Consider the following 14960-nt stretch of genomic DNA (forward strand, 5'->3'; position numbering starts at 1 on the left):
CCGTGCCTTGCGTGACTTAGAAGGAACCCCGAGGGCGCGGACCGCCGGGTCTCTATGCGGGAGCTACAGAGGCCACAGGCGGCCCAGCTTGAGGGCGCGGCGGCGCCACAGCGCGCGCAGCGCGGGAAACATGAGCAGAAGCAACAGGGCGAGCGAGCAGGCGAGGAAGGCGGCACTGATCGGTCGCTCGACGAAGGTCCACATATCGCCCCTGGAGAAAAGCAGCGCACGGCGGAAATGCTGCTCCAGCATCGGGCCGAGGATGAAGCCCATGAGAAGCGGTGCCGGCGGATAGCGATACATGCTCATGAGATAGCCGACGATGCCGAAGACGATCACCGTCATGACGTCGAAAGTGTTGTTGTTGACGCTGTAAACGCCGACGCAGATGAAGAAGATGATCGCGGGAAAGAGGATCTTCTGCGGGATCGTCAGGATACGCACCCAGACGCCGATCAGCGGAATATTGAGGACCAAGAGCATCAGATTGCCGATCCAGAAGCTGACGACCAGGCCCCAGAAGAGATCGGCGTTGTTGGTGAAGAATTCCGGGCGCGGCGTGATGCCGTGGATCATCATGGCGCCGAGAAGGACGGCCATGGCCGCATCGCCGGGAATGCCGAGGGCAAGCGTGGGGATGAAGGCGGCCTGGGTGGAGGCGTTGTTGGCCGCTTCAGGCGCGGAGATGCCCTCGATGGCGCCGTTGCCGAAGCGGCTCGGATCACGCGCCACGCGCTTTTCCACCGCATAGGCGAGGAAGGCGGCCAGCGTCGGCCCGGCGCCCGGCAGGATGCCGATGAAGGAGCCGATGCCGGCGCCTCGCAGCGTCGGCTTCCAGCATTCGGAAAGGTCCTTGCGCGTCGGCATCAGCTCGCGCAGGCGCACTTTCTGTAAATTCTTGGCTTTGCGTTCCGGGCGGCCGGCATTCTTCAGGATCTCCGCGACGCCGAAGAGCCCCATCGCCATGGCCACCAGGTTGAGACCGTCCTGCAGCTCCAGGATGCCGAAGGTGTAGCGGATCTGGCCGGAGGTCGGGTCCATGCCCACCATGGCGAGGAGAAGCCCGGCGGTGACGGAGGCGAGGCCCTTCAGCGGCGAGCCCAGCGACATGGTGGCCGCCGCGATCAGGCCGAGAAGCATGATGGAGAAATACTCCGCGGAGGAGAAGTTAAGCGCCATCTTGCCGAGCGCAGGGGCGAAGCTCATCAACAGGACGATGGCGAAGCAGCCGCCGAAGAAGGAGGTGATGGTGGTGATGAACAGCGCCACGCCGGCGCGGCCCTGCTTGGCCATCGGATAGCCGTCGATGGCGGTCACGGCGGTGGTGGAGGTACCGGGCAGGTTGAGCAGGATGGAGGCGGTGGAGCCGCCATATTGCGCGCCGTAAAAGATGCCGGCGAGCATGATGAGACCGCTGATTGGCTCCAGGTGATAGGTGACCGGCAACGTCATGGCGACGGCCGCCATCGGGCCGATGCCGGGAAGCACGCCGATGAACATGCCGATGGTCACGCCGATGAGGCAGAAGAGCAGCGTCTCGGGGGTGACCGCCGTCTCGATACCGAGAGCAAGGCCGGAGAGAAGATCCATGGCCGACTAGCCTCCGAACGCGGCGAGCGGGATGTTGAGCCCGCGCAGGAAGATGAGATAGCCGCCAAGGCAGAGCCCGGCGGCGAGGAAGGCCGTCGAGCGGACGGTGCTTTTGCGCTCCACCGCGGCGCAGGCGATAACGAGGACGACGGTGGCTGCCACGAAACCGGCGCGTTCCACCAGCATCGCCCAGAGGAAGATGCCGCTCATGATGAAGAGAAAGGCGCGCGGGGAGAAACTCGCTTCCTCACGCGGCAGGGCGCGGCACTGCCAGGCGATGGCGAGGCTGATCAAGATGAGGATGACGCCAAGGGCCACGGGCACAAAGCCGGGCCCCATGCGGGTGATCGTGCCGAGAGGATAATCGCGGGCCATCCAAATCGCGATGGCGCCGACAAGGGCGAAGGAGAGGGCCGCGACGACCTCCGGCCAATTGGTCTGACGTCTCATTGCTGGGCCTCCATCGGCTCGCATGCGGCCCCCGCCGGTTGTGATCCGTCATAACCTGCCAGAGAGGCGCCGCCGCATTGGACGATGGTCTGACCGGTAATGGCGCCGGCCTCGGCGCCGAGGAGGAAGGCGACGGTGGCGGCGACCTCTTCGGGCGCGATCAGGCGGCCGAAGGGCAGGGGCCGCACGGCGGCCCCGGCGCGTCGTGGGTCGCGAAGCTGCGCCGTGTCGGTCGCGGCCGGCGCGACGACGTTGACGGTGATGCCGCGCGCCAGGAGGTCGAGGGCGAGCGAGCGCGCCAGGCCATTAAGCGCGGCCTTGGAGGCGGCATAAAGGCTACGGCCAGCGCGGCCTCCGGCGGCGCGGCTGGAGAGAAAAACGATGCGCCCGCGCCCCTGCGGCATGCGCGGAGCAAGGGCGGCCGCGAGCCTCGCCGCTGCGCCGACATGCAAGGCCCAGAGCCCCGCACCGGCATTCTTCCAGGTGGCGGCGTCCACGTCGGCGCGCATGATGCCGGCGCAATGGACGAAGCCGGTGTAAGCCTTGCCGCCGAGGCTGTGCGTCAGCGCCGCGAGCTCTTCAGGATCGGCAAGGTCGGCCTTTAAATGGGCATAGCCGGTCGCTGCCGGCAGAGCGCTTGCCTGGCGGTCGATGCCGTCTACCTGCCAGCCGGCATGGAGCAGGAGCTCGGCGATAGCGTGCCCGATCCCCGAGGAAGCGCCGGTGACGAGGGCGGAGCAGGAAGCGGCGGGGGCACTCATTGGAGCACCTGCGGTGGCGGCAGCACCTGCGGTCGCGTGGCTGGAAGAGGCATCGTATGGCCGGCCCGGCGCCGGCATGACAGCGCGAGCGTGCCGGCGCGGCCATGCACCATGGATCGCCAGTCTAGGCTGGTGGCTGGCCGGCGTTGTTCAGTCCTCGTTGTGGGAACGGAACGTTGAGGCGCCACGGATGCTGGTCTCAGATGTCTCGCCATCGGCCCGATATAGGCGACTTCGCCCCCTAACTGTCAACATTATCGTTCAATCGGCACACGTCACACCCTGCCAGAGGCCCACCTGCCGGCTTTCCCCGAAGACATTCTTCGCAATACAACAACCGCTTAGGATATCGGGTGGCGACAGGATAAAAGGCCGGCCTTGTGCAATATCCTTCGGAGGCTTTTGGCGGCGGCTTGACGTCGTTGTGATTTTTGGCAAGACTGTTGACACTTCTTGCGACGTTAGGCGTGGAAATGCTGCGCCGGCCAGCCGGGCGAGACAGATGGATTGCCGACGTTTCTGGAGAAGATCCCGACAGGGATGGGCGGAGATGGCAGCGTGCGGGCTTGCGCGCGCTGAAAGCAAGGCGGACCGCGCCGCCGGGTTATGGCCATCGCTGCGGCCGGGGCTCGCCATGCTTTGCGGCCAGGGTGAAGCGGCATGAGCGATGACTTCGATACCTGCGATACCTGCGTCGACATCCTCGTGATCGGGGCGGGCGGCTGCGGCCTCGTCGCCGCGCTTGCCGCAAGTGAAGCGGGTGCGGTTCGGACGCGGCGCTCGGCCGCCAGCGAGGGAGCATCGACACGGCAGGAACGACGAGAAGCCGTGATCTAGCGCGAAACAGACAGGGAGAATGGTATGAAGAGAACAATCACAAGCGTGCTCACGGGAGCGGCGTTGGCACTGGGCGTATCGGCGGCTGCGGCGCAGGATTTCCCGTCGCGCCCGATCACCATCATCGTTCCTTATTCGCCGGGATCGACCGATACGCTGGCGCGGACCCTCTCTGAGGGCCTGTCCAACGAACTCGGCCAGCCCGTCGTGGTGGAGACGCGGCCGGGCGCCGGCGGCACGGTGGGCGCGGCCTCGGTCGCCAGCGCCGATCCGGACGGCTACACGCTGTTGATGGCGGTCAGCTCCGTGCAGACGGTGGCGCCGCATCAGCGCGACCTGCCCTACGGCTTCGACGATCTGACGCCGGTGGCGCGGGTCGCGGTCGGGCCGAACGTGATGGCGGCGCGCAAGGAGGCGCCGTTTACGACGATGGAAGAGATGGTCGCCTACGCCAAGGAAAACCCGGGCGAGGTGAGCTTCGGCAGCGCCGGCACCGGCGGGGCGACGCATATCGCCGGCGAGGCTATCGCGCGCGCGGCGGGCATCGAGCTCTTCCACATCCCCTTCGGCGGCGTGACGCCGGCAATTGCCGCGACCGTGGCGGGCGATGTCGATCTCGTTCTCGGCTTCGCTTCGGCGATCCTGCCGCAGGGCGAGGCCGGGGCGCTGGTGCCGCTGGCGCAGCTCAGCGAGGAGCGCACCTCGCTGGCGCCCGATCTGCCGACCTTGAAGGAGGCCGGCGTCGACCTCGCCCTGCCGCCCAATATCGGTCTGTGGGCGCCGGCCGGCACGCCGGACGAGGTGGTGAACAAGCTCTCCGACGCGGTCAAGGTCGCCGCCGAGGGCGAGCGCTTCACCGAATTCGGCAAGTCGACGCTGACGGAGATCGACTATGCCGATGCCGGGGAGTTCACCGAGGTGCTGACGGAAGAGGACGCCTTCTTCGCCGAGCTCTTGCCGAGCATCGACCTCGGCAAGTAGCGTCTCGCAGAAAGACGGGGCATCCCGAAGGGCCGCTGCCGCAAGGTGGCGGTCCTTTTTCTTTGCCGCTCCGCGGGGCTGCCTCTAAGCGCCTCGGCCGAACGCGGGCCAGGCGGCGGGGAACCGAAAGGCGGACGTGCCGTGAAAGCACGCGGCGGGCCCCTCAGAAGACCGGGCGCCTCGCATGCATGCGAAAGGGGCGAGCCGACCTGCGGCTCGCCCCTTGATGTCGTCGCGGCGTGGCCGGCGCGCGCGGCCTATTCGGCGGCGGCAGCCTTGGTGCGGAGAATACCGTCTTCTTCGTCGACGCCGCTCAGATCGTTGTAGTAGCGCTCCATCTCCTTCATCTCGGGCTGGCCCATCAGGCCCCAGATGTCGTCGATGCCCCAGAGAAGGTCCGGGCGATCGACGAGCTCGCCGGAGGCGATGGCGTCCTTCAGAATGGCAAGCGCGTTCTCCATCGCCATCAGGGCGGCCGCCGGCAGCATGCGCGGCAGCGTCACGCGCTTCACGCCGAGCTCGGCCAGCCGCTTCACCGGGATGAGCGGGGTGGTCGGACGGTTGCGGATGCCAAAGCCCATATTGACGGAGACCGGGATCGGCACGGCATCGACCAGGCGCTTGATCTGCTCCTCGCCGGCGATGGCGTCGGCGAAGATGAGATCCGCGCCGGCCTTGGCGTAGAGCTTGGCGCGGCGGATGGCACCGTCCAGGCCCTCCACGGCGATGGCGTCGGTGCGCGCCAGGATGACGAAATCGTCGTCCTTGCGGGCATCGCAGGCGGCCTCGATCTTGCGCGCCATCTCGCGCATGTCGATGACGTCCTTGCCCGCCATATGGCCGCAGCGCTTGGGACTGACCTGGTCCTCGATGTTGATGCCGGCGACGCCGGTTTCCTCAAAGCGCTGGGTGGTGTGGTAGACGGTCAGGGGATTGCCGTAGCCGGTATCGGCGTCGGCCATGACCGGGATGGAGACGCTGCGGGCGATGACCCGGCAGGCATCGACATTGTCGGTGAGGCCCATGATGCCGACATCGGGCACGCCGAGACGGGAATTGGCCAGGCCGGCGCCGGTCGTGCAGGCGGTCTTGAAGCCCATCTTTTCGACGAGGCGCACGCTATAGCCGTCAAAGACGCCCGGAGAGACGAGGATATCCTCGCCAGCCAGCAATTCCCGCATGCGTTGTGTCGATTTCACGGTCGATGGTCCTTTTCAGCTATCCAACTTGTTTTTGCCTGCGCACGGGTGCGGCCTTTTCCGATTCCGACCGCAAGAGCTGATGCAAGCCCTCCGTCGCGCGACCGATGTGCGAGCGCATGAGGGATTCGGCCAGATCGGGATCGCGGGTCTTCATCGCCCGCAGGATTTGCCAGTGCTCGGAGAAGGCGGTGTCGCGGCGACCGGGCTGGGCGCCGGAGCGCGCCCGGTAAAGCCGCAGGAGATAGTAGAGCTCGTCGCATAGAAGCGACTGGATGCGGCGGTTGCCGCTGCCCTCGGCGATACGTACATGAACGTCCAGCACGATACGCTGCTGCTTTTCGCTGGCATCGGCGAATTCGGCCAGAAGCTGGTCGATCGCCTGATCGGACATGTTGATGGTGGCAAGGCGCACCGACATACCTTCCACCGCTTCGCGCAGCTGGAAGATATGCACCATGTCGGCGAGGGAAAGATCGACGACGCGAGCCTTGTAATAGGGCTCCTTGATGATGAGGCCGCGCCCTTGCAGCGCCTTGACGGCCTCACGCACCGGACCGCGGCTCACCTTGAAGCGCTCGGCCAGCACCGCCTCGTTGACGACACCGCCCAAGGGTATCTCGCCCTTCAAGATGAGATCGAAAATGCCGTCGAAGACCGTGTCGACAAGTGTCTTTTGCTGCTTGGGAGCCACGTGAGCCTCTTCTCTGTCGACACTTTCGCCCGATTTTTCGCGCGCTCGACCTCATCTAATCGAATCCGGCGCCTGAGACAAGGCAGGTCTTGCCGAAGTGTTGACAGTTATACGGGCTCTCACTAACGATAGGATGGCTTCGGAGGTTTCATGGCAAGCTCGCCACCCATTGGCACGGTAGAATTCGACGTCGCCGGGGCAAAGCAGCGGCGCTGCGTCGATCTTTCGATTCTGTTGGAGAAGCGGCAAACGCCGTTGCCGCGCTCGCTGATGATCGTGCTGGAGAACCTGGCGCGGCAAGCCCTGTCGGGCGCGTACCTCGCGCAGGAAATCACCGATGTCGCCGCCTGGACCGGCAGCGCGGGCGGGCTTTCGGTGCCGCTTGAGGTCTCGCGCGTCATCTTTCCCGATTCCAGCGGCCTGCCGGCGCTGATGGATCTGGCCGCCGCGCGCGACGTCGTCGCCGCAAAGGGTGGCGATCCGCGGGCGATCGAGCCGGAGCTGCCGGTGACGCTCGTCGTCGACCATTCGCTGATTGTCGACGTCTTCGGCCGCCCGGACGCGGAGGCGCGCAACATCGCGCTGGAATACGCCCGCAACCGCGAGCGCTACGCCTTCTTCAAATGGGCGCAGCAGGCCTTCGACAATCTCGCCGTGGTGCCGCCGGGCGCCGGCATCATCCATCAGGTGCATCTGGAGAAGCTGGCGCGGGTGGTGGACGCGTTTCCGGTCGCGGGGATGGGCGAGATCGTCGGGCCTGAATTCGTGCTAGGTTGCGATTCCCACACGCCGATGGTGAATGGCCTCGGCCTGCTCGCCTGGGGCGTCGGCGGCATCGACGCGGAGGCGGCCTGCCTTGGGCAGAAATATCATGTGCGCATTCCCCGCGTCGTCGGGGTGCGCCTGAGCGGCAGCCTGCCCGTCGGGGCGACGACCACCGATCTCGTTCTGACGGTGACGCACCGGCTGCGCGAGGTGGGCGTCGTCGGCGCCTTCGTGGAGTTCTTCGGCCCGGGCCTTGAGAGCCTTTCGGTTCCCGACCGCGCCACCATTGCCAATATGGCGCCCGAATACGGCGCCACGGTCGGCTATTTCCCGATCGACCGGCGCACCATCGAGTATCTGGAGCAGTCGGGCCGCGAAGCCGACCATGTGGCGCTGGTGGAAGCCTATGCGCGCGCCTCCGGGCTGTTCGTGGAGGATCATACGCTCGCTCCCGATGTCTCGGAGCTGGTGGAGCTCGATCTCGGCGATATCGTGCCGAGCGTCGCCGGGCCGAAGCGGCCGCAGGACCAGGTGCAGCTGACGGAGGTCAAGGAGAGCTTCGAAAGAACGCTGACGCAGGATGTCGCCTCGGGCGGCTTCGGCGTGGCGGCGGCGGAGCGCGACAAGGAGGTGCCGGTCGATTTCGGCGCGGGGGAGGCAAGGCTGCGCCACGGCACGATCACGATTGCCGCCATCACCTCCTGCACCAACACGTCCAATCCGTCGGTGATGATCGGCGCCGGGCTTCTGGCGCGCAATGCGCGGGCGAGGGGCCTTGCGGTGCCGGCCTTCGTGAAGACCTCCATGGCGCCCGGCTCACGCCTGGTGAGGGACTATCTCGCCGAGGCCGGCCTCTTGGAGCCGCTGGAGGCGCTCGGCTTTCACATCGTCGGTTATGGCTGCACGACCTGTTCGGGCAAATCCGGCCCGATTGCGCCGGAGATCGCCTCCGCCATCCTGGAAAACGACCTCGTCGCCGCCTCGGTGCTTTCCGGCAACCGCAATTTCGAGGGCCGCATCCACAAATCCTGCCGCGCCAACTACCTCGCCTCGCCGCCGCTGGTCGTCGCTTTCGCGCTGGCCGGGCGCATCGATATCGATTTCGACCGCGAGCCCCTCGGTACGGACGCGAAGGGCGAGCCGGTGATGCTCGCCGATATCTGGCCCGACCGCGACGAGCTGACGGCGCTGGTGCGCGAGAGCCAGAAGCCGGAGCAGTTCCGCAAGAGTTATGCGACGCTCTTCGACGGCTCGGAGCTGTGGAGGAAGCTGGAAAGCCGCCGCGGGCCGACCTTCCCCTGGGATCCGGCCTCCACCTACATTAAGCGCCCGCCTTTCTTCGAGCTCGACGGTGGCGGGCCAGGCGATCGCATCGCCGGCGCCAAGGTGCTGCTGATGGCGGCGGATTCGCTCACCACCGACCACATCACGCCGAGCGGCGAGATCCTGCCCGACAGCCTGGCCGGCCAGTATCTTATCGGGGAGGGCGTGGAGCCGAAGGACTTCAACGCCGTCACGCAGCGGCGGGGCAACCACGAATTCATGGCGCGCGTCACCTTCGCCAATCAGCGCATGAAGAACCTGCTCGTGCCCGGCGTGGAAGGAGGCTTCACGCGGCTGGAAGAGGACGGGGAGATCCTGACCGTTTTCGAGGCGGCGGAGCGCTACCGTGCCTCCGGCACGCCGATGCTGGTGCTCGCGGGCCGCGATTACGGCATGGGATCGAGCCGCGACTGGGCGGCGAAGGGACCGAAGCTTCTCGGCATCGCGGCCGTGCTGGCGGTGTCCTTCGAGCGTATCCACCGCGCCAACCTCATCGGCATGGGAATCCTGCCTTTGACCTTCAAAGACGGCGAGACGGTCTCCTCCCTGGGGTTGACCGGCTTTGAGAGCTTTTCCTTCGAGGGCATTGAAAATGCCTTGCAAACCGGGGGCGAGATCGAGGCGAAAGCGGTCTCTCCCACCGGCGAGACGACGCGCTTTGCCGTCAGCATCGACGTTGCCAGCGCGCATGAGCGCGACCTCCTCAAGGACGGGGGCATTTTCAATCGCCTGCTGCGCTCGCGCATGGGTGCAGCCAAGGCTTCCAGAGTCGCTTCCTAGCGCCCGGCGGGGCCAAAGGTTGCGGACATCATCTCTGTTGTTGGAGTGAAAGACGCGATGAATCTCGACGACGCAAGGAACCTCGCCGTTGCCTATCTTGAGGCGATGGAGGCGCGCGATCTCGACAAGGCCCGGAAGATGGTCGCCGACAAGGTGGCGATCACCTTTCCGGGCGGGCGCCGCTTTGCGCAGATCGACGAGATCGTGCGCAATTCCAGCGGCCGCTACAGGTCCGTGCGCAAGAATATCGCCCGCAAGGATGCCTGGCAGGAGGACGGCGTCGTCTGCGTTCTCGTCACCGGCACGCTCTTCGGCGAATGGCCCGACGGCACGCCGTTCGAGGGCATCCGCTTCGCCGATCGCTTCGAGATCGTGGACGGGCGGATCACCCGCCAGGAAGTCTGGAACGATGCCGGCGAGCGCGTCCTGTCCATGCGGCACGAGGCGGCGGCATGAGCTTCGATCTCATCCTGCGGAACGGCGAGATCGTCTTTCCCGGGGCGGGGCTGCGCAAAGGCTCCATCGGCGTCAAGGACGGGAAGATCGCGGCCATTCTGGCGGCGGGGGACGAAAGCCCGGCCCGCCGCGTCCTCGATTGCAGCCATCGCTGGATCTGGCCGGGCCTCATCGATCCGCACACCCATATCGGCTTTGGCGACAAGGCCAATGACTGGGCAACTGAGAGCCGCACGGCGGCGCTCGGCGGCGTCACCGCGCTGATGAGCTTCTGGCGCGCCGACGATCTCGGCGCCGCCACCGGGCCATGGCGCGAGGAGGCCCTGGCGCGCTCGGTCGTCGATTTCGGCTTCCATTTCGGTGTCACCTCGCGCCGCCATGTGGAGGAGCTGGAGGGGCTCGCCAAGACCTTCGGCGTCACCTCCATCAAGGTCTATCTCATGTACAAGGGCGCAACGGGCGCCGCGAAGGGCTTTACGGAGGTCGACGACGCGCTCCTCTTCGCCGCGCTGCAGGCCGGTGCCAAGGTGCCCGGCGGTGTCGTCGGCGTGCATTGCGAGAATACGGAAGTGATTCCGCTCTTCCGTGAGCCGCTGAAGGCGGCCGGGCGCGACGACCTCGCCGCATGGGACGAGCAATCGCCAGGCTTTCTGGAGACGGAGAACGTCTTCCGGGTCGCCTATTTCGGCGAGAAGGCGGGCTGCCCGGTCAACATCGTGCATATGTCGGCCGCCGAAAGTCTCGATCTGGTGCGACGGCTGCGCCATCCGGGCCGGCCGCCGATCCATGTGGAGACCTGCGTCCACTATCTGTCTTTGACGCGCGAGGCGCCGATCGGCCATCTCGGCAAGGTGAACCCGCCGCTGCGCTCGCAGGCGGATGTCGACGGCCTCTGGGAGGGTGTGCGGGCGGGCGATATCTCCACCATTGGCTCCGACCACGTGCCGCGCAAGCGCGCCACCAAGGGGCCGGATCTGTGGCAGGCGAGCGCCGGCTTTCCGGGTGTGGCGCAGATCCTGCCGATTCTGATCGAGGAGGGATTTCACAAGCGCGGCGTGCCGCTGGAGACGCTGGCGGCGGCGACGAGCCGCAACGTTGCTGCGCTCTACGCCCTGCCGGGCAAGGGCGAGATCGCGCCGGGCTTCGATGCCGACCTCGTCGTGGTCAATCCCGACGCGACGACGACGGTCGATCCGGCGGCCTTTCCCTCCCATTCCGATTACTCGCCCTATGAGGGGATGAGCTTTCGCGGCGCCGTCACCCATACGCTGGCGCGCGGGCGCCTCCTCGTGGAGGAAGGCAGGCTTGCGACGGGCCTTGAGGCGGGCGGGGCCTATCTGCATCGAGCGCCCTGAAGCGGGCGAGGTACGAGCGCTTTTTAGAGGATGAAGACGTGACAGAACGCATCTGGGACAAGTTCCTGACGGACAAGGACAAGGAGATTTTCCAGCTCGCCGGCTACGGCAAGCGCGGCGGCTTCGGCACGCGGCCGGCCCTGTTCATCATCGACGTCCAGTACAATTTCTGCGGCGACGAGCCGGGCGAGAGCCAGGTCGAGGGGGTGAAGAAATACCGCACGCATTGCGGCGAGGCCGGCTGGAAGGCGGTGCCGCATATCGAGCGCCTGCTGAAGCTGGCGCGGCAGAAGAACCTGCCGGTCTTCTACACCCAGTCGGAGCGGCGCCCGGATATGATCGACAGCGGCGTGCAGGTCGGCAAGAGCTATCGCGGCGGCGAGAAGACCAGCGTGGAGGGCACGCACGCCACGCAGACCGTGGCGCCGCTGAAGCCGCAGCCGCAGGATATCCTGATCGGCAAGCGCAAGCCCTCGGCCTTTTTCGGCACGCTTTTCATGAGCCACCTCAATTTTCTCGACGTGGATACGCTGATCCTGACCGGCTGCACCACCTCGGGCTGCCTGAGGGCGACGACGGTCGACGCCTATTCCTTCAACTTCAAGGTGGTGATCCCGGAGGAGACGGCCTTCGACCGCTTCGAGGCGAGCCACGCCATCAACCTCTTCGACCTCAACTGCAAATACGCCGACGTCATTCCGGTCGACGAGGTGGCCGCCTATCTCGACGGCCTGCCGGCGCGCAAGGCCGCGGACGCGGCCTGATCGTTCGGCGCCTCGCGCCCGATCAGCCGGTGCGCGGCCGGCGCCCGAGAGGCGGATGGCGGCTCCAGTTGAGCCCGGGCGCAGCCGGATGGCCCGGGGGCACCAGCCGGTTAGCGAACTCTTCGTCTTCAGCCGTGAAGTCGTGGCCGAGCGCGGCGAGATATGCGTGCCACTGCTCAAGCGTGCGCGGGCCCGCAATGACGCTGGTGACGATCTCGTTATGGAGCGCCCATCGCAGGGCGAAATCGGCCGCGCTCATGCCGCGCTCGGCCGCATGATCGCGAATCAATTCCACTGTCCGGAAGGTCTCCGGCTGGAAATCGCGGTTCAAGAGGCTCCTGTCGCCGCGTGCCGCGCGGCTGTCGGCGGGCGGCGTTGCGGCTTGCTTGTACTTGCCGGTCAACACGCCCCGGCCGAGCGGCGAGAAGGCGGCGACGCCGATGCCGAAATGCGCACAGGCGGGAAGATAGTCGTTCTCCGGTAACCGCCAGGTCAGATTGTACATCGGCTGCGCAACCACCGGGCGCGGCACGCCAAGCGCGTCGCATAGCCGAATGATCTCGGCAATCTCCCAGCCGAAGAAGTTGGAAAAGCCCCAATAGGTCGCCTTGCCGCTGGCGATGACGTCGCCCATGGCGCGGATGCTCTCGCCAAGCGGCGTGTCGCGATCGCGGTGATGCATGTAGTAGATGTCGATATAGTCAGTGCGCAGGCGCTTCAGGCTGGCGTCGATCGCCGACATGATCCATTTGCGCGATAGGCCCATCTTGCGCGGGGCCGGGCCGTCCTGCTGGCCGACCTTCGTTGCCAGGACCCAGTGATCGCGATCTTCCGCGACCAGCTCGCCCACGATCTCTTCAGAGGCGCCTCGTTGATAGGCGTCGGCGGTGTCGAGAAAATTGACCTGCGCCTCCCGCGCGGCATGGAGAATCTGCTCGGCGGTCGCCTTGTCCGTCGATTCGCCGAAATTCATGGTGCCAAGGCAGATGCGCGAAACCCTCAATCCGCTTTGACCGAGATACTGGAACTCCATCTTCGTCTCTGCCTCCCAGAGCGTCCTCGGATCGGTCTCGTGTTCCTCGACCGGGAAGGGTATCGGCTGAGCCGTTTCGTTGCGAGGCGCCTCAGCGCAGCCGCGGCGGCTTTTCCGGGACACGGGCGGAGCGCTGCTCGCGCCAATAGATGAACAGGCCCGAGCCGACGACGATGGCGATGCCGAGCCATTTCGGCGCGTCGGGGAACTCGCCGAAGATGAGAAGGCCGAGAAGCACGGCGGAGACGATCTCCACATAGCTGAACGGCGCCAAAACGGATGCCGGCGCCAGCTTGTAGGCCTCCACGAAGAGAAGGTGGGCGAGGGTGCTGAGGGCGCCGCTGGCCACGATCAGCGTCCACACCCAGGCGCCGCGCGGCACGGAGAAGCTGAGCTCGGCGATGCCGAACGGATGGCCGAAGAGCATGGCGGCGCCGAGCACGACGATGCCGCCGAGCCCGGCGAAGAACTGCATGGCGAGCGGCGTGGTGCCGCGCGAGGCGCGCCGGCTCAAGATGAGATAAAGGGCGATGGCGGCCGCCGCCGCGACCGGCAGGAGCGAGGCGGGCCCGAAGACGGCATAGCTCGGGCGGACGATGATGAGCGCGCCGGCGAAGCCGGTGAAGACCGCCGCGGTCCGGCGCCAGCCGACATGCTCCTTCAACAATAGGGCGGAGAGGAGCGTGACGATCAGTGGGCCGATCATGAAGATGGCGATGGTGTCGCCCAGCGGCATGAAGCGCAGCCCGCCGAGCAGGCAAAGCCCGCCGATGGCAAGGCAGGCGCCGCGCCCGAGATTGAGCCGGATTTGCGGGCTGCGCAGCACCATCGCCCCCTCCAGGGCAAGGCCGACGGGCAGGATCAACGCCACCTGCAGGCAGAAACGGTAGAGCGAGGCCTCGCCGACAGAAAGGCCGTGCTCGGTGACGAGCAGCTTGCCGATGGCGTCGAGCCCAGGAACCAGCGCCGAGGCGGCAATGACGAGGCCGATGCCCCGCAAGGTCTCGGCGGGCGTATTCTCAAGACGGGTGGGCAGGCTCGACATGGCTGTGCCCGGCATAGGACAGGGGTGCTGTCCTGGCCAGGGCTTTCGGCAGGCTGGCGTCGGCATGCGCGAGGTGGAAGACGAAGCGGCAGCCGCGGCAACCGCTTCCTCCCTCGCCGCCGGGGACCGCGAGCGCCGCGATCAATTTTCGGCGAACTGGACGTCGAACTCCTGGCTGAGGAAGTCTCGGAACCAGGCGACGTTATCGTCCGGCATGTTGACGACGGCTTCCACGGCGGCGGCGAGGTCGGCGCCGGTGACGAATTGGTAGCCTTCGGCCGCCTCCGCCGCCTTGGCGAGCAATTCCTGGTCGGCGAGCAGCTTATCGATTGCCTGCGCGAGCGCGGCTTTCGCCTCTTGCGGCGAGGCCGCCGGCGAGAAGCTGTCGCAAATGTTCCTCCCTGTCAGCTTGTCCGGCAGTCTGCCGGTTGTCGCTATGCGATAACCGCGCGGGCCGAGCGATAGCCGCGCGGCAAAGGTGGCGGAGCTTGCACCCTGCCGGAAAAGTGTCAACTCTTTCGGTTGAAGTTGTTCCGTGCGGGTGCTAGTCAACCAGAAAACCTGCCCCTGCAGTATCTTAGTCCGGCTGGCTTGCATGGGTCGGCGCGCTGGGGAGGAAAGAGTTGACAGATTCTCCGGGGCGGCTGAGTCCGTTCGGGCGGCTGCCACGGCCAGCGATCACCTGCCCGGAAAGGCGCCGAAGCATCTCCGATCAGGCCGGCCTTGATGATTGAAGCGGCGATTGAAGCGCTCCCGACCGTCTTCAGCGTCTCCTATCTCGGCTATCTCATGCTCGGCGTCGTTGTCGGGCTCGTTGTCGGCATGCTGCCGGGGCTCGGCGGCATCGTCGGCTGGGCGCTCAACATCACCTGGCCGTCCGGTATCGTCCCGGGCCTCCTCTGGTAGCCCAGGCGAGGCCCCGGACCT

At 66.4% G+C, this 14960-nt stretch carries 15 protein-coding genes; 7 read left to right on the forward strand and 8 right to left on the reverse strand.

What is annotated here, in order from left to right; genetic code table 11:
* Positions 1-63: 63 nt before the first annotated feature.
* From Q331_RS0112895 to Q331_RS21490, 3 genes are read right to left on the reverse strand one after another with little or no spacing between them, the layout of a single operon-like run.
* Entirely contained in the window at positions 64-1590 is a 1527-nt protein-coding gene (locus tag Q331_RS0112895; RefSeq protein WP_026381030.1) for a tripartite tricarboxylate transporter permease, read from the reverse strand.
* Positions 1591-1596: 6 nt separating this feature from the next.
* Positions 1597-2040 (reverse strand): tripartite tricarboxylate transporter TctB family protein, encoded by a 444-nt coding sequence (locus Q331_RS0112900; RefSeq protein WP_026381031.1) that lies wholly within the window; start codon positions 2038-2040, stop codon positions 1597-1599.
* On the reverse strand, positions 2037-2801 hold the full coding sequence (locus Q331_RS21490; RefSeq protein WP_084175037.1) for an SDR family NAD(P)-dependent oxidoreductase: 765 nt from the start codon (positions 2799-2801) through the stop codon (positions 2037-2039). The genes Q331_RS0112900 and Q331_RS21490 overlap by 4 nt, the downstream gene beginning before the upstream one ends.
* A 660-nt stretch (positions 2802-3461) precedes the next feature.
* Between Q331_RS21490 and Q331_RS23740 the strand changes: the two genes are divergently transcribed.
* Positions 3462-3638 (forward strand): hypothetical protein, encoded by a 177-nt coding sequence (locus Q331_RS23740; RefSeq protein WP_156953344.1) that lies wholly within the window; start codon positions 3462-3464, stop codon positions 3636-3638.
* A gap of 24 nt (positions 3639-3662) precedes the next feature.
* Positions 3663-4619 (forward strand): Bug family tripartite tricarboxylate transporter substrate binding protein, encoded by a 957-nt coding sequence (locus tag Q331_RS21495; RefSeq protein ID WP_084175038.1) that lies wholly within the window; start codon positions 3663-3665, stop codon positions 4617-4619.
* Positions 4620-4876: 257 nt separating this feature from the next.
* Here Q331_RS21495 and Q331_RS0112920 read toward each other — a convergent pair whose 3' ends face one another.
* Positions 4877-5818, reverse strand: a complete 942-nt coding sequence (locus Q331_RS0112920; RefSeq protein WP_026381032.1) for an isocitrate lyase/PEP mutase family protein — start codon at positions 5816-5818, stop codon at positions 4877-4879.
* Between the two features lie 19 nt (positions 5819-5837).
* Entirely contained in the window at positions 5838-6512 is a 675-nt protein-coding gene (locus tag Q331_RS0112925) for a GntR family transcriptional regulator (protein WP_026381033.1), read from the reverse strand.
* 150 nt (positions 6513-6662) lie between these two features.
* Here Q331_RS0112925 and acnA point away from each other — a divergent pair, with 150 nt between their 5' ends.
* The 4 genes from acnA to Q331_RS0112945 are packed head-to-tail and all read left to right on the forward strand — an operon-like array spanning position 6663 to position 11955.
* Positions 6663-9380, forward strand: a complete 2718-nt coding sequence (acnA, locus tag Q331_RS0112930) for an aconitate hydratase AcnA (RefSeq protein WP_026381034.1) — start codon at positions 6663-6665, stop codon at positions 9378-9380.
* 57 nt (positions 9381-9437) lie between these two features.
* Entirely contained in the window at positions 9438-9836 is a 399-nt protein-coding gene (locus Q331_RS21500) for a nuclear transport factor 2 family protein (protein WP_034492088.1), read from the forward strand.
* The gene (locus Q331_RS0112940; protein ID WP_026381035.1) at positions 9833-11191 is read left to right on the forward strand and encodes a dihydroorotase; all 1359 of its coding nucleotides are present in this window, start codon (positions 9833-9835) and stop codon (positions 11189-11191) included. The genes Q331_RS21500 and Q331_RS0112940 overlap by 4 nt, the downstream gene beginning before the upstream one ends.
* A 38-nt stretch (positions 11192-11229) precedes the next feature.
* Positions 11230-11955, forward strand: a complete 726-nt coding sequence (locus tag Q331_RS0112945; protein ID WP_026381036.1) for an isochorismatase family protein — start codon at positions 11230-11232, stop codon at positions 11953-11955.
* Between the two features lie 22 nt (positions 11956-11977).
* On the opposite strand, the gene Q331_RS0112950 is transcribed toward Q331_RS0112945, so the two are convergent.
* The 3 genes from Q331_RS0112950 to Q331_RS0112960 form a co-directional block, all read right to left on the reverse strand.
* Complete coding sequence (locus Q331_RS0112950; protein WP_322786509.1) at positions 11978-13111, reverse strand: aldo/keto reductase; 1134 nt, start codon at positions 13109-13111, stop codon at positions 11978-11980.
* A complete protein-coding gene (locus tag Q331_RS0112955; RefSeq protein ID WP_051631130.1) occupies positions 13080-14033 on the reverse strand; it encodes a DMT family transporter in 954 nt (317 codons plus the stop codon). The genes Q331_RS0112950 and Q331_RS0112955 overlap by 32 nt, the downstream gene beginning before the upstream one ends.
* 141 nt (positions 14034-14174) lie before the next feature.
* Positions 14175-14630 (reverse strand): hypothetical protein, encoded by a 456-nt coding sequence (locus tag Q331_RS0112960; protein WP_156953345.1) that lies wholly within the window; start codon positions 14628-14630, stop codon positions 14175-14177.
* 129 nt (positions 14631-14759) lie between these two features.
* Between Q331_RS0112960 and Q331_RS0112965 the strand changes: the two genes are divergently transcribed.
* Entirely contained in the window at positions 14760-14939 is a 180-nt protein-coding gene (locus Q331_RS0112965) for a hypothetical protein (protein ID WP_026381040.1), read from the forward strand.
* Positions 14940-14960: the final 21 nt, after the last annotated feature.

The organism is Afifella pfennigii DSM 17143 (assembly GCF_000688515.1).
Classification (GTDB): Bacteria; Pseudomonadota; Alphaproteobacteria; order Rhizobiales; family Afifellaceae; genus Afifella; species Afifella pfennigii.